This window comes from Paraburkholderia sp. J11-2 (assembly GCF_905220185.1).
GTDB lineage: Bacteria > Pseudomonadota > Gammaproteobacteria > Burkholderiales > Burkholderiaceae > Paraburkholderia.
The window spans coordinates 78,012-98,045 of sequence record NZ_CAJMYY010000014.1; the positions used below are offsets into that span (position 1 = coordinate 78,012).

The window sequence follows — 20,034 nt, forward strand, 5'->3', positions numbered from 1 at the left end:
CGTCACCGATCGTTATCTCCGGGACAAACACAAAAAAATGCCACGCGTTTATCGGGAGCCCACGAGGCAATGAGTACCTTCCCCTTCGTTCCGCTTTCCGGAGAAAAGGCCAGCGACGATGCGTTCATTGGCGAGGCGCCGGCGTTTCGTCAGCTGGTCAGGATGATCGACCGCGTCGCGCCCACCGATCACGCCTTGCTCATCATCGGGCCCACCGGGTCGGGCAAGGAAGGGGTCGCGCGCCGCGTGCACACGCGCAGCGCGCGCCACGATCAACCGTTCGTCGACATCAACTGCGGTGCGATTCCCGAGCATCTCGTCGAAGCGGAACTGTTCGGGCATGTCAAAGGCGCGTTTACCGGCGCCGGCGAGACGCGCCCGGGGCTCTTGCAGCAGGTCGGCAAAGGCACGCTGCTGCTCGACGAGATCGGCGAGTTGCCGCTCGCGCTGCAGCCCAAGCTCCTGCGCGCACTCGAAACGCGGACGTTCCGCCCGGTCGGCGGCTCGTCGAGCCTGCGTTTCGAGGGCCGAGTAGTCGCATCGACTCACCGGGATCTGCGCGAACTCGCGCACCAGGGGCTGTTTCGCGAGGACCTGTTTTACCGGCTCGCGGTGTTCGTGCTGGCCGTGCCCGGGCTCGACCAGCGCGTCGAGGACATTCCTGCGCTCGTCGCCCATTTCGCCGCGCAACAAGCGCGCCGCATCGAGTTTTCGCCGGCCGCCCTCAGGCGGCTCGGCCGGCATGCGTGGCCGGGCCATATCCGGCAATTGCGTAATTTGATCAGTCAGCTAAGCGTGCTCGCCGAAAAGCCACTGATCGATGAAGACACGCTGGAGCCGTTTCTTCTCAGCGAAACGGCCGGAGCGGTTTCGCGCGCGGCGCTCGCCGACATGCTGCTGCAACTCGAGGGACGCGACAAGCTCGCCGCCGCCGAAGACCTCCTCATCGACCGCGCGCTGGAGCGAACCGCGGGGAACAAGAGCGCCGCCGCCAGCTTGCTCGGTGTCGGGCGCAAGACGGTCGAGCGGCGCCTCAAGTCGCGCGAGGAAGACCATCGCGAAGCACACAAGAGTCTCGAACATGCACGCGCGCTGATCGAAGCATCGCGCTTTTCCGAAGCCATTGCGCATTTGCGGCGTTGCCTCGATGTGCTGCAGACAAGCCGCGACGAGGCCGCCACGCGGCGCGCCCAGTTCGACGCCTACCGGCTGCTCGGCATGAGCCTGCGCAGCGTGCACGGCTGGCTGTACGCGGAAGCAACGGCGTGCTACGCCGCGGCGCTCGAGATCGGCGAAGGGATCTGCGAACCTGGCGAAATCGCCGCCATCCAGTTCGGCGTGTGGACCACCCAGTTGACCACGCTTCAACTCAAGCAGGCGCGCGCGAGCGCACAGGAGATGCTGCAGCGCGCCCAGAACAGCGGGGAGCGCGTGTCGCTCGACGAAGCACACGTTGCGATGGCCAACACCCTGTACTGGCTCGGCGACAGCGAAGAAGCACTGGCCTGCCTCGCACGAGGCCATCTGCTCGGCGTAACGCGAGACGATGTGCGCACGGGCTCGCAGGGCATCGATCTGGCAAGCCTCGCGCTGACCTTCGAGGGGCTGGCCGCCTACCAGATCGGCGAGTTCGCGCAAGCGCGGCGCGCGATGGAAATGCTGATCCTGCGCGCAAGCGAGCCGGGTACGCATGCCTTGGCGCATGCCGTCAATCTGCAGGGCGCCGCGTGGCTCGCGTGCCTTTTCGACGATCAGGCGCGGCGCGGGCCGCTCGCAAGCGAGCTCGAGTCGGTGTCGATCGCCAACGGCTTCACGTTCTATCGCGGCATGGGGCAGATACTCCGTGGCTGCCATCTCAGCGAGCTAGGCATGAACACGGAAGCCGAAGCCGTCATGCTCGACGGCTACGACAACCACATGGTCTGCAACGGCGGCGCGCTGTTCTATTCGTTCAAGATGTGGCGGCACGGCGAACTGCTGCTGCGTTCCGGCCGTGCTCAGCAATGCGAAACGATGCTGGCCGCCGCAGTCGACGAAACCCTCGCGCGCCAGGAGCGCGCCCATCTTGGCGAGCTGCTGGTCACGCGCGCGCGGGCGCAGTGGGCGCTAGGCGATCTCACGTCCGCCGAGCAGGGATTGCGCACCGCCCTTTCTACGGCGCTCGCGTTCGGGTCGGTGCCCGCGCGTGTGGAGGCCGCGCACTATCTGGCCGACCTCTTGCGCGCCACCGGCCGCCGCGCCGAAGCAGTCGACACGCTCGCTCGCGGGCTGCGGGACCAGACGGCGGATTCCACCAGCCGTATTGCGCTCGCCATGGCGTTGCTGGCCGAACTGCGCCACGAGGCGTCTCGCGAAGCGAGCGACCAGGGAACTGCCGCGGGCGGCTAAGTCACCCAGTTAAGTCACCCAGTTAAGTCCCCCCGATAAAACACGCTGCACAGTCACGCCGGGATCTGGACGAAATCGTCCACTCCCGGCCATCTCTGCGGACGAAATCGTCCTGCGCCACCCTCTCACTCGCTGCCGGAGCCCTTCGCCATGGGGCTGCGCAGCGTTGGCGCGATCGTTGCTTACTTCCGGTATTCGGGACCGGAATGAACGGCAACACGCGCGCATCGAAATCACGACGGGGTCGCGATGCAAATCGCAAAACGTAATTCGCGCGCGCACGGCAGAGATATTCGACGGCAAGGCAAAATAATGATAATTGCAATTGAACCAGAAACATTCCAGCGACCACAGTCCGTCAATCCCGATGTGAAAGGCGTGACGACACGCGAGGACGCTAAAAGCGGGGCTCGGGGACAAAGTGCCTATACGGCGAAAAACCTCGATGCGGCCATCACGCACCTGGAAACCGCCATCACCGTCGATGACAACATCGCCGTGTTCGGCCGCCGCTATTGGCTCGCGCGCGTCCAGCGAATCGCGTCCACGCCGGAGATCATGCCCGCCCAGGCCTGCCGCCTTCGGCACTTGCTGGATCGGCTCAACGACGAGCGTCTGCACGCAGGCGCTTGAGCGCAACGCCACATCACAAAGGCGTCAGTGCGCAGGACCAAAGAAGGCCTGCGCACCCTCCGAGGGTGTCAGCCCGGCAACGAAATAGCCTTCGAGGCGCTCGGCCTTGGCGTCGTCGAGCAGGAACGGCGGACGCACGAGCCCTTGCGCTACAGCGTGGTCGTACCACTTGCTCATCCAGTCGCGGAGTTTCGTTTCGTATTGGGACGGCAATTCGTCCGGCGCGATCTCTTCCATGCGCAATCTCCGCTCGCGGCTCAACTGCCGCCAATTTCCTGTCACTCCGCGCGCCACCCCATCGAAGGACGCAGGACGTCGGGGGGAAACACTTGCCACCCACGGTCGGGATGGCGGAAGAAAAACAGCGCGCGTGGCCCGTCCGTTGTCTGCGCCTCGATGAACACGCTCGCAATCCGCCCGGACGGCGCGCGATGCACCGTCACGACCCGCACTGTCTGTCTGCTGGTGGGGTTCAGCCACTTCACGACCGCTGCCCCTAACGACTGCCGCACCGCCATCGCTTTCCCCCCACGCTTCACGTGAGATCATCGTAGGCAGCCGCTAAACCGGCCGCCATCGGGACGGGTAGATAGTTCCCTCGGGAATGGCTGGTTCGCTTGTCAGGATTTCCTTCTCGACGCGCATGGCCGCCGTCTACTCGCCAACCAGACCGTGCCGGATCGCATAGCGGATCACCTCGGCGTTATTGCCCAGGCCGAGCTTTTGCATGAGCCGCATCTTGTGCGTGCTGATCGTCTTGGCGCTGAGTGCGCACGCGTCGGCAATGTCGTTGATGCTCTTGCCCGACGCGAGCATTTGCAGCACCTGGAATTCGCGGTCGGAGAGCACCTCGTGTGGAGGCACGTCGCCCGAGTGCTTCTCGAACACCATGGCGTCGACGAGCTTCGGGTCGATAAAGCGCCCGCCGTCTGCGAGCTTGCGAATCGCGGCCAGCAGCACGTCGGGATCGCTGTCCTTCGTCACATAGCCCGTGGCGCCCGCCCGCAGCGCGCGCGACGCGACCTGCGCTTCGTTATGGATGCTGAGCACGAGCACCGGCAACGCGGGTTCCTCGGCGCGTACGCGGCGGATGAGATCGACGCCGCTGATGCCCGGCATCGTCATGTCCAGCAGCAACAGGTCGATCTCACAGGTCCGCAGCTTTTCGATCACCTCCGAACCCTGCCCGGCCTCCGCCGTCACGACCATGTCGGCAGTCGTCGCGAGGATCTGCTTGAGTCCGCCACGCACGATGGCATGGTCATCGGCGATAAGTATCCTGATCATGGTTGTTTTCGAGCGGAACATGAATCGAAATCGTGGTGCCGGACGCAATGCCAATGGTGGGATCTTTGCAAGGCTGACTGTCGATTCTCAACGTACCACCAATCAGCCTCGCACGCTCGGTCATGCCAAGCAGACCGTAAGCATACTTCGCATACGCGGCCGCTACGTCGAATCCACGGCCATCGTCGCGAACACGCAAGTCGAGCGAACCGCGCCCTGCGATGAGCGTGACCTCGACGCGCTGCGCCGCCGCGTGGCGCGCGACGTTCGTCAATGCGGCCTCCACGATGCGAAAGAGCGCCGTGGCCTGAGTGTCCGGCAACGCGGGCTCGCCACTCGAAGTGTGCAGTTCGCAAGGAATGGCGTTGTGCCGGCTCCATTGACCGGTCAGCCATTCGAGCGCCGAAACAAGGCCGAAATTGAGCGCGGCGGGCCGCAGGTGGCTGGCCACGTTGCGGACCATCCAGATCGTGCCTTCGACCAGTTCGCGCATGTCGTCAGCCCGGCCGATCGCCTCGGGATCGTCGGTGAGCCGCATCCTCAACAGCGAGACATCCATTTTCAGCGCGGTGAGCAACTGGCCCAGTTCGTCCTGGATCTCCCGCGCGCTGCGCTTGCGTTCGTCTTCGCGCATCCCTTCCAGATAGGCCGACAGTGCGCGCTGCTGCTCGCGCGCGCGCACGAGTTCGTCCTCCACGCACTTGCGGCCGGAAATGTCATGCAGGCCCACGTAAATGGCGGGCGCGCCGTCGTAGTTGGACAACCGCGCTGTGGCCATGGCCCAGAACTGCGTCCCGTCCGGACGGCGCAGTCTCACCTCCGCGTCGCCGAAGCTGCCTTGCGCGGCGAGACAGCGCACCAGCCGGTCGCGATCCTTCGGATCGACGTAGAAGTCGACAATATTGACGGTCGCGCACGCCGCTTCATCCACGCGAAACAACTCGCGAAACCGCGCGTTCGAATAGAGCAGATGGCCGTCGGGCATCGAGGTGATGCCCATCGCCACCGGGCCCGATTCGACGATGGCGCGAAAGCGCGTTTCGCACGCCTGCAGGCGGCGCTGCTGTATTGCGATCCGCTGGTGGGCCGAGCGCAACGCGATATGCGTGCGCACGCTGGCCATCAGTGCTTCGACGTGCACGGGCTTGCGTACATGGTCGGCTGCGCCGGCCCGGAACCCATCGGCCAGGTCTCGATGATTGCTTGCCGGCATCATGAGCACCACCGGAATATCGCGCGTGCGCTCGTCCGACTTCAGGCTGCGGCAGGTGGCCAGGGCGCTCACGCAGGCGGCCTCTGCATCGAGCAAAATCAGTTGAGGCTGGGACATGCACGCGCGCTCCAGCACTTCGAGGCCGTTGTTCGCCGCGAGCACCTGAAAGCCTTCCCATACGAGATGATCGGCGATCAAACGGGTCTCGTTCGGCGTAGCGCCTGCAACCAGAATCGTGCAGAGGCTCGCTGTCGTGGCCTGCGAATCAGTCATCATGCCCACGGTCGCTCCGGCCCTGGTTCCTTTGTATTGTCCTCGCTGCCGAAGCCATGGCCCTTCGGCAACCCTTTCTCACGTATGCAGGTAATACGTCGCCCAGCCCCCGCTAACCCTGCGTGCGCTACGTGGCGAACGACTGACGCATGGAGGTTTCCGCACGGTCGATCAGTTCATCGAGACTGCGAGCGAGTTCGCCAAGCGCGGACAACGCATACAGATCGAGTTTGTCCGCATGATTGCGGCGCAAGTCTTTCATGCTTTCCTGCAAACGACGTAGCGTGCCGGCGCGGCTGTCCAGCAGCGGCCAGCAGTGCATCAGATAAGCCAACGGTGTGAGATTGCGCGATTCGCACCACGTATCGAACAGCCGCGTGCAGATCGTGTTCACGTCCTGAACGCGCGCCAGACCGTCGCCCCACTCGGAAATCATCGCGCGTCGCCTCTGCCGCTTCGAAATGTGCTGACGTCATGATGAGCCCGCCAATGATCGCGTGCAGTCGTCCACGACTGCAAACGGCCAAGGGGAATGCTGAATTTCGTGTCAGGAAATCCTGAACATCAGGCTGCGATCGCCAATCGCGCCCTTGAATCTCCGCGTTCGATTATGACGCTCGCCCGAAGTAAAGCGGATTGTCGGCGAGATTACGTCGCGCTATGCTGCGCGCGACCGCCCCTTCCGTTCCACACAATGCCGCGCATGGCATACGCTGATTTCGTATGAACAGAAGACAGATGATCGCGCAATGCGTCGGCATAGGCGCGAGCCTCATGACGATGCGCTCGACCATGGCGTTGCCAGTCAACCGCCCGCCGGCAAGCGTCGTATTTCTGAATCCGGGCGAAAGCGTGGAACACGATACAGGCCAGCACTGGCAACTCGTGTCGCGCTTCATGGCCACGACGGCAAGACGTTTCGGCATGCAGCTGGAAGTGCTTTACGCCCAGCGCGATCATCTGCTGATGCTGCGCCAGGCCGAAGCGGTGGCCGCGCGTTCGGCCGCCCCCGACTATGTGGTGATCGTCAACGAGAAGATGGCCGCGCCCCAGATGCTGCAAACGCTGGCGCGCTCGCGAGCCAGGGTGCTGCTGATCCACAACGATCTGACCGAGGCCCAGCGCGCGCAAACGGGCAACGAGCGCGGCCGGATCGCGAACTGGATCGGCACCGTCACCGCCGATGCCGAGCGCGGAAGCTTTCGGCTCATGGACTACCTGAGCCGTTTGAACGGCAGCGCGCCAGCACGCGTGATCGGCATTACGGGCGACCCCGCCACGCCTGTTTCGGCGCAGCGCGCCGCGGGCGTGCAAGCCGCGCTGGCGCGCCGGCCGCAGGACCGTATCGACCAGCTTGTCTATGGCGACTGGAGTTTTTCCGACGGGCGCGACAAGGCACGTGTGCTGCTCTCACGCTATCCGGACGCCAACATCCTCTGGGCTGCTAACGATTCGATGACGCTTGGCGCATTGAGCGCGGTGCGGGAACGGCATCTTTCGACCATCGTTGGCGGTCTGGGCGCACTGCCCGAAGCTGTGGCGTCGGTCGTGCGCGGCGAACTGGCCGCGATCGTGGCGGGGGACCAGTTCATCGGCGCCTGCGCGATGGTCCTCCTTCACGACTACCACTACGGCGCGGACTTTGCGCAAGTCGGCGGACCGCGTCAGCGGCTCGACTATCTGAAAGTGCTAGACGGCAGCGACGCGCAGCGTTACGCCGAGATTGCATTTCAAGGCCGCACGGCCCTCGATTTCAGCGGCTTTTCACGCCTTCAAAGTCGGCGCACAGGCGCCTACACGTTCGATCTCGACGCCCTGCTCAATTCCGCTTCAAAGGCCGCCTGATGTTGCAAACCCCGCTGCAAGCCCCTTTGCAGGCCCTTTCCCGATTACGCTTTCCACGCAGCCTGCACGCGCAACTCGTGCTCTCGCTGCTGGTGCTCTGTACGCTGGTGGCCGGCACGTCGGCTTTCTTCCTGCTCGAGCATGCGCGCGAACGCCGGATTGCGGAACTCGACGATCGCGCGAACCGCATTGCCGATCTGCTGAGTCAATCGCTTGCGCAGCCGCTATGGAATGTCGATCGCGAGGCGATTGCGCGGCAACTGAACGTGCTGAAACCGAATCCCGAGGTGGTGAGCTTCACCGTTACCGCGATCAATTATGGCGTGCTCGCCGACGCGAGCAACGCGCCGATGCCCGACCCGCGGGCGCGCGTGGTTCGCGTGCGGCCGATCGAATTCACGCCGCCCGGCAACGCGCCGCCCGAAAAGATCGGCGAAGTGCGCGTGGTATTGACGAGAGCCGCTGCCGACCGGGGATTCGCGACCGCACGCGCGGCGGTGCTGGGCACCCTCGCGCTCGTGCTCGCCGTGGTGTACGCCACGACCTTTCTGCTGATCAAGCACCTGGTGCGCGAACCCATCCGGCGCCTGGAGGACATGGTCGACCGCATCGCAAGCGGCGATCTGGACAGCCGGTGCGCAATCGAATCCAGTGCCGAACTTGGCCGGCTGGCGGCGCGCGTGAACGTGATGGCCGAACGCCTGAGCGATTCGACCGCATCGCTCAGAGAGAGCGAGCGCAAATACCGCAGCATCATTGAGCACTCACTCGAAGGCTTCTTCGTACTCGATCGCCATGGCAAGCTGCGCGACGCCAATCCCGCGATGGCTCAACTGCTCGGCTATCGCGACGTTCAGGGCATGAAGGCAGCGCTTGGCGATAACGCGTGCGCGGTGCATGCCCCGTCGTCATTCTCCGGCGAAAACACGACGCAACTGTTCGCCATGCTGCAAATCGCCGGCAAGATCGCGGGGATGGAAATCGAACTGACTCGCGCCGACGGCACCACGGTGTGGTGCCAGCTCAACGCCCGCGGCATACGCTACGACGGAGCGGGACCACAATGCCTCGAAGGGCAGCTGACCGATATCTCCGGGCGCAAGCACGCAATGGAGATACTCACGCGCCATCGCGATCAACTCGAGGAGGAAGTTCGCGAACGCACGCGAACCGAGCAGTTGCTGCGGCATTCGCGCGAACAGCTGCGGCAGCTCTCGTCCCATCAGGAATCGATCCGCGAAGAAGAGCGGCGGCAGATCGCCATGACCATCCACGACGAACTGGGGCAATTGCTCACCGCCATCAAGATCAACGTTGCTTTGCTCAAGCTCGCGCTGAGTCAGGGCGCCGAGTGGAAACAAAAGGTCGGCGATATCGGAAGCCTGGCCGAGCGGACCATCGACATCGTGCGCAACGTCGCGAGTCACCTGCGGCCGGCCGCACTGAACTTCGGACTCCTTTCCGCGCTCGAATGGCTCGTTCAGGACTTCACCCGCCACAATGCAACGGTTTGCACGTTCCGGCTCGAAGGCCGCGAACCTTCCGTGAGCGACGACCGCGCCACCGCTGTTTTCCGCATCGTGCAGGAGGCGCTCACCAACGTCAGCCGGCACGCGCAGGCCTCGCGTGCCGAAGTCGTCCTGCGTTGCACCCACCATCATTTCGAACTCGAGGTTCACGACGACGGAAACGGGTTCGATGTGGCGAACGCGATCCGCGGCAATTCGTATGGGCTGCAGGGCATGCGGGAGCGCGCGCGAATGATCGGCGCGCAGTTTCATATCGAAAGCCGGGACGGAACGGGTTCGAGGGTTCGTATCGTATTCAGCGAAACGCAAGATGTCGTTAGCCGCGACCTGCCCGCCGACAACGAACTCAGGTAGCTATGGCTCATCTGCCTGGCGCTTTTCGAGCGCACGCAGCATCTCGTTGGTCTTGTCGAGAAACGCGGCGTGATAGGCGCCGGGAAGCGCGACATCGTCCATCACCGACATGACGTCTTCGAGCACTTGCCTGAGCGCCCCCTGGATCTCGCCGCATTGCGCCGGTGTCAGTTTCGGCAACGCCAGCTCGATGAATTTTTGCATGACCAGCGACCTGGCCGCGAGCTGCGAGATCTTGATGGTCGTTTCCGCCACTTGCGACCTGAGCACGCTCAGCATGTCTTTGCTACCGGTCATGATCACACGTGTTCCAGGTTCGCAGGATGGATACGCATACGGTGCTCTCGCTCGTTTGCATCATGACTGACATAACGGCATGGGTGCGGCACGTCTAAATGCGATTAAGCCGTAAATTGGCGCGGGGGTTTGCTGAATTTTGGGTCAGGAAATCCTGAATTGCGTACCTGACTTCATAACGCAGCGCCCGGCAGAGGCTGCGCGAGGCGCCACGTGAGATTCTCGCGTGCCGCCGCCTCGCACTGTGAATGAAAGTAATCGGTCAGGTAAATGCGCGGCCGCGCAAGCAGGCCTTGCAACAACTTTCGCTCCTGCATGGCGTACGCGTGCTCGTCGAGGTCCGGGCGCTCGGCTCTCAAGCGCACACCGTTGTCGCAAAACTGGCGGCGCGGCGCGCCGAGTGAAGCGAGATCGATGTCGCAAACGAAGCACGCATCGAGATCATCGGGAACGCGGTGATGGCAGGTCGCGAGAATCGCCTCGCAAATGCGCTCGCATGCCGCAATGCGATTGGCGGCGCAGCGCCGAAGCCAGTCCGCACTGCGCTGTTCGTTATCTCTCGCGCCCGGAACATAGATCACATCGTGGCACCACAACGCGAGTTCCACGAGATCGCCATGCGCAATGACCTCGCGCGCCAGATCGAAATCGCGCAGGCAACGGCGCACGTGCTGCAACGTGTGATAGTGGCGCCCCGGTTCCCCATAGCGGCGCACGAGATCGGCGCAGACGCTCTCCGCGTTCGCGCCCCCACTGCGCGACCATAACGCGACGAAGCGTTCCTGCGTGCTGTTCACCGCTGCTCCTTTGCGCACTGCGCGATTTTCAGAGAAATTCCTTGCGAATGTCGATGCTCGAGCGCTGACCGATATCCGCATAATGCTGCGTGAGCCACGCGTCGGCTTCCTTGCGGCCGTTGTCGCGCAGCTCGCACAGAAAATCCCAATCCGCGTTGTATTTGCTCGACACGCTGAGCGCACACATGGCGGCGTCGGAGCGGATCGAATGGATCAGCATTTCCTTCATCTCGTCCTGAGCGAGTTTGTGTTGCTGGATCAACTCCGTCACGAAGGCAATGGCACGCATTTCGCGCATGAGCGACGAGTTGAAACTGATTTCGCTGATGCGGTTCAGAATGTCCGCCGCCGTGACCGGCACACCTGGCCGCACGAGCGGGTTGATGTGGACGATCACCACGTCGCGCGTCTTGCAGTGATAGATCAGCGGATAAATGGCCGGGTTGCCCATATAGCCGCCGTCCCAGTAGTGCTCACCCGCGACCGTGACGGCATGGAACAGCGTTGGCACGCATGCTGAGGCGAGCACGGCGTCCGCGCAGATATCCTCACCCGTGAAGAGGCGTATCTTGCCCGTCTCCACGTTGGTCGCGCACAGGTACAGCAAAATGGGGCAGGCCTTGCGCAGCGCGGCAAAGTCGACCTGGCTTTCCAGCACCTCGCGCAACGGGTTCAGGTTGCCCGGATTGAACTGATAAGGCGAAAACACGCGCAGCATCATGTCGGCAACCGCATAGAGCGGCGAATGATCGAGCCCAAAGCTGTGCGAGCCCTTGAGCCACGGCACCCAGCGCAGCGGGTTGTAGCGTTCGGCCGACTCGGCAACCGCATGCCAGAAGCGATCGAGCGCCTCGCGCGCGCCGCCCACACCGCCCTTCATGAGCCCATACGCAAGCACCGCGCCGTTCATGGCGCCGGCGCTGGTCGCGCTCACGCCTTCGATCGCGAGCCGTTCGTCTTCGAGCAGGCGGTCGAGCACACCCCATGTGAACGCGCCGTGCATCCCACCGCCCTGCAACGCCAGCGCGATCTGCCTGGGCGCCGCGGGGTCGTGCTCTCTTTTCTGGCTTCTTGTTCGCTTCGTCGCCATGAGTCGCCTCCTCGGGCGGTACGCGCGTCCATTATGCGCCGCATGCCCTGCGGGAACAGCCCCCTATTCAACTGGCATTCCAGCAGCAAAATCGATGCAAACGTATACTCCCCAGCAGTATTGCCCTATACTGCCCCACAGTATCCCCATTATCGATGCGGTCATGCCTCATTCCCCCGAAGAAAAGAAGCGCGTGCTCACGCGCGTGCGCCGGGTTCGCGGCCAGCTGGACGCGCTCGAGCGCGCGCTGGAGGAAGGCGCCGACTGCGCGCCCGTGCTCCAGCAACTGGCGGCGATTCGCGGCGCGATCAATGGCGTGATGGCCGGTGTGCTCGAAAGCCACCTGCGCGAAGAGTTCACCCACCTTGCAGGATCAGCGGAATCTCCGGGATCGATCGACGACGTCGTGACCCTCGTTCGAACCTACTTACGCTAACTCACCGCGGGTTTTCCCGCCCCGATTTGGCTGAACCCTTTTTTTACAGGACTACTATGAAATCGCGTGCTGCAGTAGCGTTTGCGCCGGGCAAGCCCCTCGAGATCGTCGAGATCGACGTCGAACCGCCCCGCAAGGGCGAGGTGCTGGTGAAGATCACGCATACCGGCGTTTGTCACACCGACGCCTTCACGCTCTCGGGCGACGACCCCGAAGGCCTCTTCCCCGTCGTGCTCGGCCACGAGGGCGCCGGGATCGTCGTGGAAGTGGGCGAAGGCGTGACCAGCGTGAAGCCCGGCGACCACGTGATCCCGCTCTACACCGCCGAATGCGGCGAGTGCCTCTTCTGCAAGAGTGGCAAAACCAATCTGTGCGTGTCCGTGCGCGCGACCCAGGGCAAGGGCGTGATGCCCGACGGCACGAGCCGGTTCAGCTACAACGGCCAGCCCCTCTACCACTACATGGGCTGCTCCACGTTCAGCGAGTACACCGTGGTGGCCGAAGTGTCGCTCGCCAAGATCAACCCGCAAGCCAATCCCGAGCAAGTGTGCCTGCTCGGCTGCGGCGTGACCACGGGTTTGGGCGCGGTGAAGAACACCGCCAAGGTGCAGGAAGGCGATACCGTCGCCGTATTCGGTCTGGGCGGCATCGGACTGGCGGTGATTCAGGGCGCGAAGCTCGCCAAGGCCGGCCGCATCATCGCCGTCGACACCAATCCGGGCAAATTCGATCTGGCGCGCGCCTTTGGCGCCACCGACTGCGTGAACCCCAAGGATCACGAAAAGCCCATTCAGCAGGTGATCGTCGACATGACGGGCTGGGGCGTGGATCACAGCTTCGAATGTATCGGCAACGTCAACGTCATGCGCGCGGCGCTCGAATGCGCGCACCGCGGCTGGGGCCAGTCGGTCGTGATCGGCGTGGCGGGCGCGGGTCAGGAGATCTCCACGCGCCCGTTCCAGCTCGTGACCGGCCGCCGCTGGCTGGGCACGGCCTTTGGCGGCGTGAAAGGCCGCTCGCAGTTGCCGGGCATGGTTGAAGACGCGATGGCAGGCAAGATCCAGCTCGCGCCGTTCGTCACGCACACAAAGCCGCTTTCGGGCATCAACGAAGCGTTCGACTTGATGCACGAGGGCAAATCGATCCGGACCGTCGTTCATTACTGACACGCAAGGAAGGAGAGAGACCATGGCCTCAGCTATTCACCCAACGGTTGATCGCGGCATTCAGAAAGGCGCCGAGAATTTCGCAGGCGGCACGCTGCGCTGCCAGTGCGCACAAGACCCGGTCGAAGTCCGCATTGACTCGCAGGTCCTGTTCAACCATGCCTGCGGCTGCACCCAGTGCTGGAAGCCCGCAGGCGCGCTGTTTTCCGTCGTCGGCGTCGTGCCGCGCGACAAGTTGACGGTCACGGCGCACGGGGAAAAGCTGAAGGTCGTGGACGAGAAGGCCACGATCCGGCGCCATGCCTGTACCGGCTGCGGCACGCATCTGTATGGCCGCATCGAGAACAAGGATCACGCGTTCTACGGGCTCGACTTCATTCACACCGAGCTGTCGAAGGAAGCGGGCTGGGACGGCCCCGGCTTTGCGGCCTTCGTCTCCTCGATCATCGAGAGCGGCACGCCGCCTTCGGCCATGGCCGACGTGCGCCAAACGCTGCGCGACAAGGGCCTCGAGCCGTACGACTGCCTGAGCCCCACGCTCATGGATCTTCTCTCCACCCAGGCCGCGAAGGCCAAAGGCACTTACCGGGAGGCCTGAAACGCTTATGGAGCGCATTGAAAAACACGTCAGCCACGGCGGCAGCCAGGAGGTGTGGAAGCACGCCTCTTCCACCGTCGGCGGCGAAATGAAGTTTGGTATCTATCTGCCCGAGGCCGCGTTGCGCGGGCAGAAATGCCCCGTGCTGTACTGGCTTTCGGGCCTCACCTGCACCGAACAAAACTTCATCACCAAGGCCGGCGTGCAACGTTACGCGGCGCAACACGGGATCATCGTCGTCGCGCCAGATACGAGTCCGCGCGGCAGCGACGTGGCCGATTCACCCGACTACGATCTCGGTCAGGGTGCAGGCTTCTACGTGAACGCCACGCGCGAACCGTGGGCGAAGCACTTCCGCATGTACGACTACGTGGTCACCGAATTGCCGGCCGTTGTCGAGGCCGGGTTTGCGGCAAGCGACGCACGCTCGATCAGCGGGCACTCGATGGGCGGGCACGGCGCACTGGTCGTTGCGCTGCGCAATCCGGGCCGTTATCGCAGCGTCTCCGCGTTCTCGCCAATCGTCGCGCCAAGCCAGGTGCCGTGGGGACAAAAGGCGCTTGCCGCCTATCTTGGCGACGACCGCGCAACGTGGCAGCAGTATGACGCCGTGGATCTGGTCGCTAACGGGGGCAAAAGCGCAAGCGAAAAGCTGCCGCTGCTCGTGGAGCAAGGCGGCGGCGACGATTTCCTGAGCACGCAGTTGCGGCCGGAACTGCTGCAGGCGGCCTGCGAGAAAGCGGGACATCCGCTGCATCTCAACGTTCGCGAGGGCTACGACCACAGCTACTACTTCATCGCCAGCTTTATTGGCGAGCATATGGCGTATCACGCCAAAGCGTTGGCTTGACGCGGGCCCGGCCCGACGTGCGGCATTCAGCGCCACACGTCGCGCTTGTTACGGCGCGCCCAGTTGCTGAGCGGGTGCCTCGACATAGTCAGCAGGCAACGGCGTATCCGGCTCCGGCGTGCCCAGTAGCGCCTCATGCGAACTCGGCAGCCGCGTCGTGCGATATTCGTTGGGCGACGCGCCAAACTCCTTGCGGAACTCGCGGCCGAGGTGCGAAGCGTCGGAAAAACCGCATGACGACGCAATATCCGCAACGGTGCGGTCCGAACTCGTCAACAGCCACGACGCCATGCGCAGGCGAATCTGCCGCGCGTATGCGCCCGGAGATTTGCCGGTCTCCGTCGTGAAAAGGCGTTCGAGCTGGCGCACCGAAACATCGAGCCGATGGGCCAGATCCGGCAGACTCAGCGGCTGGCCCACGTGCTGCTCCATCAGCAGAATCGCGCGCCTGACCTTGGGATGCGTGGCGGGCTCGAGACCCGGAGGATGCGGTTGCGGCGCATTGCCTTTTTGCGCATCGTCCACGAGCAGAATACGCAGCGCCTTGCGCACGATGGTGGCCTCGACATGGCGCAGCAGAATCGCCGCGGCAACGTCGATCGACGCACGGCCGCCCGAACACGTAATGCGCCTTCTGTCGATCACAAAGAGCCGGTCGGCAACGAGGTCACGCTCATCGACTTGCGGGAAACGCTCCACGAAATCCCAGTAGTGGAACCAGCTCACGCATATGCGATATCCGTTCATCACGCCGGCTCTCGCGAGCGCGAATGCCCCGGTGCAGAGTCCGACGAGCGTGGCCGGCGTCTCGGCCATGGCGCGAATGAAGGCGAGTGTCGCGTCGCTGGCAGGCGGCCCCGAATGCAGCAGTCCGCCTACGATCACGACATAGTCGAACGCCTCGGCCTCCTCGAAAGTCGTCCACGGCGTGATCTGGATGCCGCAGCTCGCGCGAACCGGCACGAGATTTTCTCCGACGATGGTCCATGAGCACCGCACCGGCCGGCTCATATCGCCTTCGTCGCTTGCGAGCCTGAGCAGGTCGACGAAGCCGGAAAAGGCGGTCAACGTGAAGTTGGGCAATAGCACGATCCCGAAACGCAGCCGCCTTGTGGCCGTGGCTTCGCTGTCAATCGTGGGGTGAACCATGGGGCCGCCTGTGCAAATACATTTCAAACAATCGATACGGTCGAAAGCTGTTATCCGCTACCCGTTAGCCTGTGACCGCAACGCCGGCGTCGAGCCAGTCGCGCATCATTGTGCCGGCTTCTTCGGTCAGCCAGTTTCGAAACTGCAGATACTCGGTGCGTGGCCGCGCGTTCCGGTGCGTAATCAAATAGTGGTAGCGGTCTCTAAAGACGAGCGCATCGGGCACTGGCCGTATCAGGCGGCCTTGCTCGACCTGGTGGTGGAGTAAGTGGTGCCAGCCCAGCAGCGTGCCTTCGCCGGCTTCCGCCTGCGCGACCAGAAGCCGATAGTCGTTGCTCTCCAGATGTCTGTTTTCAGTCAGCATGTCCGTGCCGTCGCCCTGCTGAAACCAGTTGCGCCACACGCGCCAGTCCACGTGTTCACAAACCTGGGCGCGCCCGAGCAACGAAAGATTCAACGTGGGTTGCGAAAGCAGATCGAGCGGCTTGAGTTTCTTGCCGCGAAAATGCCGGTCGTAAAACGTCGGGCTGCAAACCGGGTAAACGACATCATGAAATAACGGCTCCACCTCGTATTCCGGCTCACGCGGTGGATTCTTCGTGATGATGATGTCGGGCTCCATGAGTTCGTCCAACTCCATGAAGTGCTCCGTGACCATCACATTCAGCTGGATCTCTGGAAAGCGCTCGCGAAACGCCGGCAGGCGCTGCGACAGCCACAGGGCCGAGAACGTATGGGAGACGCAAATCGTCAACGCGTGCCGGTCCGTGCGGCGCACTGCCTCCGCCGCCTCGGCGATATTCATGATGGAGAGGTACGACGCGTTGTACAGGATGCGTCCCGCATCGGTCAGCGCGATATGCCGGCCGGTGCGCTCGAACAGCGCGACATCGAGCGAATCTTCCAGCTCCTTGATTTGTCTGCTGATTGCGGCCTGCGTGACGCAAAGCACCTCCGCCGCCTGGGTGAAGCTTTCGTAGCGCGCCGCGGTCACGAAGCACCGGAGCGCCCGCAGCGACGGCATCTGGGCGAGGAGTCTGTCTGCGAATAGCTGCTTCTTTAACATGGCTTGCGCTCTTTAAACGGGTGCCCGCATGGCGCGTTCAAGCGCGCCACGAACCATAAAGGGATTCGGATGAGAATAGTGTGCGAGTCCGTATTCCCGGTGGCAAGTGATGTGGTTCATACCGTGGCTTACGTTCCGCCAACAACCCGCTCCCCCTTCATCGTGTGTGCACGGGCCTGACGGCCCGCTCTCCCGCTTTATCGCTACCCATTCACGCCAGCTTCAGCCAGGTGGTCTTTAGCTCGCAATACTGGTCGTGTGCATAGACAGACTTGTCGCGCCCACCAAAGCCCGATTGCTTGAATCCGCCGAATGGCGTCGAAAGGTCACCTTCGCCGAAACAGTTTACCGTGACCGTGCCTGCGCGGATACGCGAAGCGACCTTATGCGCGCTGTTCACGTTATCCGTCCACAACGAAGCGGCCAGACCGTAGCACGTGTCGTTCGCGATGCGGATGGCGTCTTCCACGTCGTCGTATTCGATAAAGCACACGACAGGCCCGAACACTTCTTCCCGCGCGATGGCCATGTCCGGCGTGACCTGATCGAAGATCGTGGGCTCGACGAACCATCCGCCCGTTTCGGTTAGCGCGGCACGCCCGCCGCACACCGCGCGCGCGCCCTGCTCCTTCGCTTTCTCGATGTGCGCGAGCACTTTCTCGTAGTGCTTCTGCTCGATCAGCGCGCCAAGCTTGACGTCGGGGTCGAGCGGATCGCCGGTCCTCCAGCCCGCCAGTACGGCCTGGACTTTCTCCACCAGTTCCGCCCGCTTGCTCGAAGGCACGAGAATGCGCGAGCCGGCGCTGCAGTTTTCCCCCATGTTCCAGAATGCCGCGGCAACAGCCTGTTCGGCGACCGCATCGAGATTCGCGACATCGGGCAGAATCACCTGGGGGTTCTTCCCGCCGCATTCGAGCAGCACCCGCTTCAGATTGGTATCCGCGGAATAATGCAGAAAGCGCTTGCCGGTCGCCGTCGACCCGGTGAACGCAACGAGGTCAACATCGGGATGGCGGCCCAGCGCCTGTCCCGCACTTTCCCCAAAGCCCGTGACGACGCTGAATACGCCCGCGGGCACGCCCGCTTCGAGAGCGAGATCGGCAATGCGCAGCGTAGAGAGTGACGTTTGCTCCGCCGGCTTCACGATCACGCTATTGCCGACCGACAAAGCCGGCCCGATTTTCCAGGCCAGCATCAGCGCGGGGAAATTCCACGGCAGCACCGCGCCCACTACGCCTATCGGCTCGCGCGTAATCATGCTGACGACATCCGCGCCGGAAGGCGACAGCGCGTCGTAACGCTTGTCCGTCACTTCGGCATGCCAACGAATACAAGCTGCCGACTCGGGAATATCAAGCGCGAGACATTCGCTGATCGGCTTGCCCGCTTCCAGCGCTTCGAGTAGCGCCAGTTCGTCCGTATGCGCCTCGATCAATTGCGCGAGGCGAAGCAGCACCGCCTTGCGATGCGCCGGCGCGGCCTTCGACCATACGCCGGATTCGAATGCATTGCGCGCGGCCGCGACAGCGTGGTCCACATCCTTTTCGCCGCATTTCGCCACTTCCGCGAGCACCTGGCCCGATGCGGGATTGAGCGTGGCGAACGTTTCGCTCGATGCCGCTCCACACCGCTCTCCAGCAATGAATGCCCGTCCGTCGAGCGATAGTGCCGCTGCTTTCTGCTTCCACTCTTGATGCGTCGTCATCTCGTGTCCTTGGTTAATTAAAGCTCGGCTCCCGCCGACATTTCCTTCGCCCAGATCGTCGCCGACACCGCCATGTCGACGATCGGCCGAACCGGCAGCGAACGCGGGTGCGGCTGCTTCAGAAGCTGCTGGATCAGATCGTTGGTCTGGCCTAGCGCGTATTCGGCGATCAGCTTGCCCGACGAAGAGCCTCTGCTCAGCCCGAGGCCATTGCATCCCACCGCTTCCAGGATGCCGTCGTCGCGGCGACCGAATAGCGCGCCGTTGTTCGCCGAAAGACACAACGGACCGCCCCACGTGTACTCGAGTTCGACACCCTTGAGCATGGGGAACCGGCGGTCGAACGAACGTTGATGCAGCGCTTTCGCCTTCGTGAGATCGGATTCCGAGACTTGCAACCCGGGCCTGAACGCGAAATGGTTGCGCACGCAAATACGGTCCGTGGCCAGACGGCGCACCGTCGTGCCCATGGGGTCCGCCGGAATCAGCGACCACGATCGCGTGCCGCCCAGCTTTTCAACCTCGGCGGCATTCATGACGCGAGTCATCGACGCAAACGTGTACACGGGCAGCAAGCCATTGGGGTGAATACCGAACGTCGCCGCGTACGCGTTCGTACAGAGAATCACCTGTTTGGCGACGATCTTTCCCCGGGCGAAATGCAGGACTTTCTCGTTGCCGCGCTGCTCGACCTGCGTCACCGCGCTCATTTCGAACACCGTGACGTTTTCCGGTTGCGTAGCCGCCAGTCCTCGCATGAGCGCCGCCGGCTGCACCGTGCTGCATCCCGGCGTGAATAGCGCGCCCTGGTAAAAGTCCGTGCCGGTCACCGCACGAATGGCGGGTTGATCGAGCCATTCGAATGCTTCGTCGATGCGCGTCAGCCCCTGCGCAAAATGCTTTAGCGCGTCGAGCCCTTTCTTGTTGACGCTGGCGTGGAATTTACCGTCGTCGCGCCAATCGCAGTCGATGTTGTGCGCGCGTACGATCGAGCGCACGTAGTCGATGCCGTGCCGCTGGAAACGCACGTCGGCCTTGTCCTCCGCCACGCTGCGCGAATAGCTTTCACTGCTGATGTCGTGCGGCAAATCGACGAAGAATCCGGAATTGCGTCCTGCCGTCGTGCGCCCAATGCGATCGGCCTCGACCAGCGCGATCGACGCATCGGGCGACAACTCGGCAAGCCGCCGCGCGGCACAAAGCCCGGTGATCCCACCGCCCACAACGACCCAGTCGTATCGAAGCTCAGCCGACACCGTTTTGGCAGGCCGCGCTGGCGGGAGACTTTCCCACCACCCGTTGACGCCGTCTGGCGCAGGAAAGCGCGCGAATTCCAGGTTCGAGACCATTTTCTGTTG

20 protein-coding genes are annotated in these 20,034 nt (G+C 63.3%); 8 read left to right on the top strand and 12 right to left on the bottom strand.

What is annotated here, in order from left to right:
• The first annotated feature begins 69 nt into the window (after positions 1-69).
• The gene (locus U5A57_RS20375) at positions 70-2,388 is read left to right on the top strand and encodes a sigma-54 dependent transcriptional regulator (protein ID WP_321913474.1); all 2,319 of its coding nucleotides are present in this window, start codon (positions 70-72) and stop codon (positions 2,386-2,388) included.
• A gap of 249 nt (positions 2,389-2,637) precedes the next feature.
• Positions 2,638-3,021 carry a hypothetical protein gene (locus U5A57_RS20380; protein ID WP_321913475.1) on the top strand — a complete coding sequence of 128 codons (384 nt, stop codon included), beginning with the start codon at positions 2,638-2,640 and terminating at the stop codon, positions 3,019-3,021.
• A 24-nt stretch (positions 3,022-3,045) separates the two neighbouring features.
• On the opposite strand, the gene U5A57_RS20385 is transcribed toward U5A57_RS20380, so the two are convergent.
• The 5 genes from U5A57_RS20385 to U5A57_RS20405 all read right to left on the bottom strand — a co-directional run bounded on the left by U5A57_RS20385 (position 3,046) and on the right by U5A57_RS20405 (position 6,230).
• A complete protein-coding gene (locus U5A57_RS20385) occupies positions 3,046-3,258 on the bottom strand; it encodes a hypothetical protein (RefSeq protein ID WP_321913476.1) in 213 nt (70 codons plus the stop codon).
• Between the two features lie 41 nt (positions 3,259-3,299).
• Positions 3,300-3,506, bottom strand: coding sequence for a hypothetical protein (locus U5A57_RS20390; protein ID WP_321913477.1), 207 nt, complete (start codon positions 3,504-3,506; stop codon positions 3,300-3,302).
• Positions 3,507-3,675: 169 nt separating this feature from the next.
• Positions 3,676-4,308 (bottom strand): response regulator transcription factor, encoded by a 633-nt coding sequence (locus U5A57_RS20395; RefSeq protein WP_321913478.1) that lies wholly within the window; start codon positions 4,306-4,308, stop codon positions 3,676-3,678.
• Complete coding sequence (locus tag U5A57_RS20400; RefSeq protein ID WP_321913479.1) at positions 4,283-5,797, bottom strand: histidine kinase; 1,515 nt, start codon at positions 5,795-5,797, stop codon at positions 4,283-4,285. The genes U5A57_RS20395 and U5A57_RS20400 overlap by 26 nt, the downstream gene beginning before the upstream one ends.
• Before the next feature lie 124 nt (positions 5,798-5,921).
• On the bottom strand, positions 5,922-6,230 hold the full coding sequence (locus tag U5A57_RS20405) for a hypothetical protein (protein WP_321913480.1): 309 nt from the start codon (positions 6,228-6,230) through the stop codon (positions 5,922-5,924).
• Between the two features lie 287 nt (positions 6,231-6,517).
• On the opposite strand from U5A57_RS20405, the gene U5A57_RS20410 reads away from it, so the two are divergent.
• Both U5A57_RS20410 and U5A57_RS20415 read left to right on the top strand, forming a co-directional pair.
• Positions 6,518-7,639, top strand: a complete 1,122-nt coding sequence (locus U5A57_RS20410; protein WP_321913481.1) for an ABC transporter substrate-binding protein — start codon at positions 6,518-6,520, stop codon at positions 7,637-7,639.
• Positions 7,639-9,522 carry a PAS domain S-box protein gene (locus tag U5A57_RS20415; RefSeq protein WP_321913482.1) on the top strand — a complete coding sequence of 628 codons (1,884 nt, stop codon included), beginning with the start codon at positions 7,639-7,641 and terminating at the stop codon, positions 9,520-9,522. The genes U5A57_RS20410 and U5A57_RS20415 overlap by 1 nt, the downstream gene beginning before the upstream one ends.
• Here U5A57_RS20415 and U5A57_RS20420 read toward each other — a convergent pair whose 3' ends face one another.
• From U5A57_RS20420 to U5A57_RS20430, 3 genes are all read right to left on the bottom strand, one after another.
• Positions 9,523-9,819: a hypothetical protein gene (locus U5A57_RS20420; protein WP_321913483.1), complete on the bottom strand. Its 297-nt coding sequence runs from the start codon at positions 9,817-9,819 to the stop codon at positions 9,523-9,525.
• 173 nt (positions 9,820-9,992) lie between these two features.
• Positions 9,993-10,616 (bottom strand): hypothetical protein, encoded by a 624-nt coding sequence (locus tag U5A57_RS20425; protein WP_321913484.1) that lies wholly within the window; start codon positions 10,614-10,616, stop codon positions 9,993-9,995.
• Positions 10,617-10,644: 28 nt separating this feature from the next.
• Positions 10,645-11,706 carry a patatin-like phospholipase family protein gene (locus tag U5A57_RS20430; protein WP_321913485.1) on the bottom strand — a complete coding sequence of 354 codons (1,062 nt, stop codon included), beginning with the start codon at positions 11,704-11,706 and terminating at the stop codon, positions 10,645-10,647.
• A gap of 163 nt (positions 11,707-11,869) precedes the next feature.
• On the opposite strand from U5A57_RS20430, the gene frmR reads away from it, so the two are divergent.
• From frmR to fghA, 4 genes are read left to right on the top strand one after another with little or no spacing between them, the layout of a single operon-like run.
• A complete protein-coding gene (frmR, locus tag U5A57_RS20435; RefSeq protein ID WP_028221606.1) occupies positions 11,870-12,142 on the top strand; it encodes a formaldehyde-responsive transcriptional repressor FrmR in 273 nt (90 codons plus the stop codon).
• Positions 12,143-12,198: 56 nt separating this feature from the next.
• A complete protein-coding gene (locus U5A57_RS20440; protein WP_233888494.1) occupies positions 12,199-13,308 on the top strand; it encodes an S-(hydroxymethyl)glutathione dehydrogenase/class III alcohol dehydrogenase in 1,110 nt (369 codons plus the stop codon).
• A gap of 22 nt (positions 13,309-13,330) precedes the next feature.
• Complete coding sequence (gfa, locus tag U5A57_RS20445; RefSeq protein ID WP_321913486.1) at positions 13,331-13,906, top strand: S-(hydroxymethyl)glutathione synthase; 576 nt, start codon at positions 13,331-13,333, stop codon at positions 13,904-13,906.
• Positions 13,907-13,913: 7 nt separating this feature from the next.
• Positions 13,914-14,756: an S-formylglutathione hydrolase gene (fghA, locus tag U5A57_RS20450; protein ID WP_321913487.1), complete on the top strand. Its 843-nt coding sequence runs from the start codon at positions 13,914-13,916 to the stop codon at positions 14,754-14,756.
• A gap of 48 nt (positions 14,757-14,804) precedes the next feature.
• Here fghA and U5A57_RS20455 read toward each other — a convergent pair whose 3' ends face one another.
• From U5A57_RS20455 to U5A57_RS20470, 4 genes are all read right to left on the bottom strand, one after another.
• A complete protein-coding gene (locus U5A57_RS20455) occupies positions 14,805-15,905 on the bottom strand; it encodes a GlxA family transcriptional regulator (protein WP_321913488.1) in 1,101 nt (366 codons plus the stop codon).
• Between the two features lie 64 nt (positions 15,906-15,969).
• Entirely contained in the window at positions 15,970-16,971 is a 1,002-nt protein-coding gene (locus tag U5A57_RS20460; protein ID WP_321913489.1) for a LysR substrate-binding domain-containing protein, read from the bottom strand.
• Positions 16,972-17,182: 211 nt separating this feature from the next.
• Complete coding sequence (locus tag U5A57_RS20465) at positions 17,183-18,676, bottom strand: aldehyde dehydrogenase (protein WP_321913490.1); 1,494 nt, start codon at positions 18,674-18,676, stop codon at positions 17,183-17,185.
• 17 nt (positions 18,677-18,693) lie between these two features.
• The gene (locus tag U5A57_RS20470; protein WP_321913491.1) at positions 18,694-20,025 is read right to left on the bottom strand and encodes an FAD-binding oxidoreductase; all 1,332 of its coding nucleotides are present in this window, start codon (positions 20,023-20,025) and stop codon (positions 18,694-18,696) included.
• Positions 20,026-20,034: the final 9 nt, after the last annotated feature.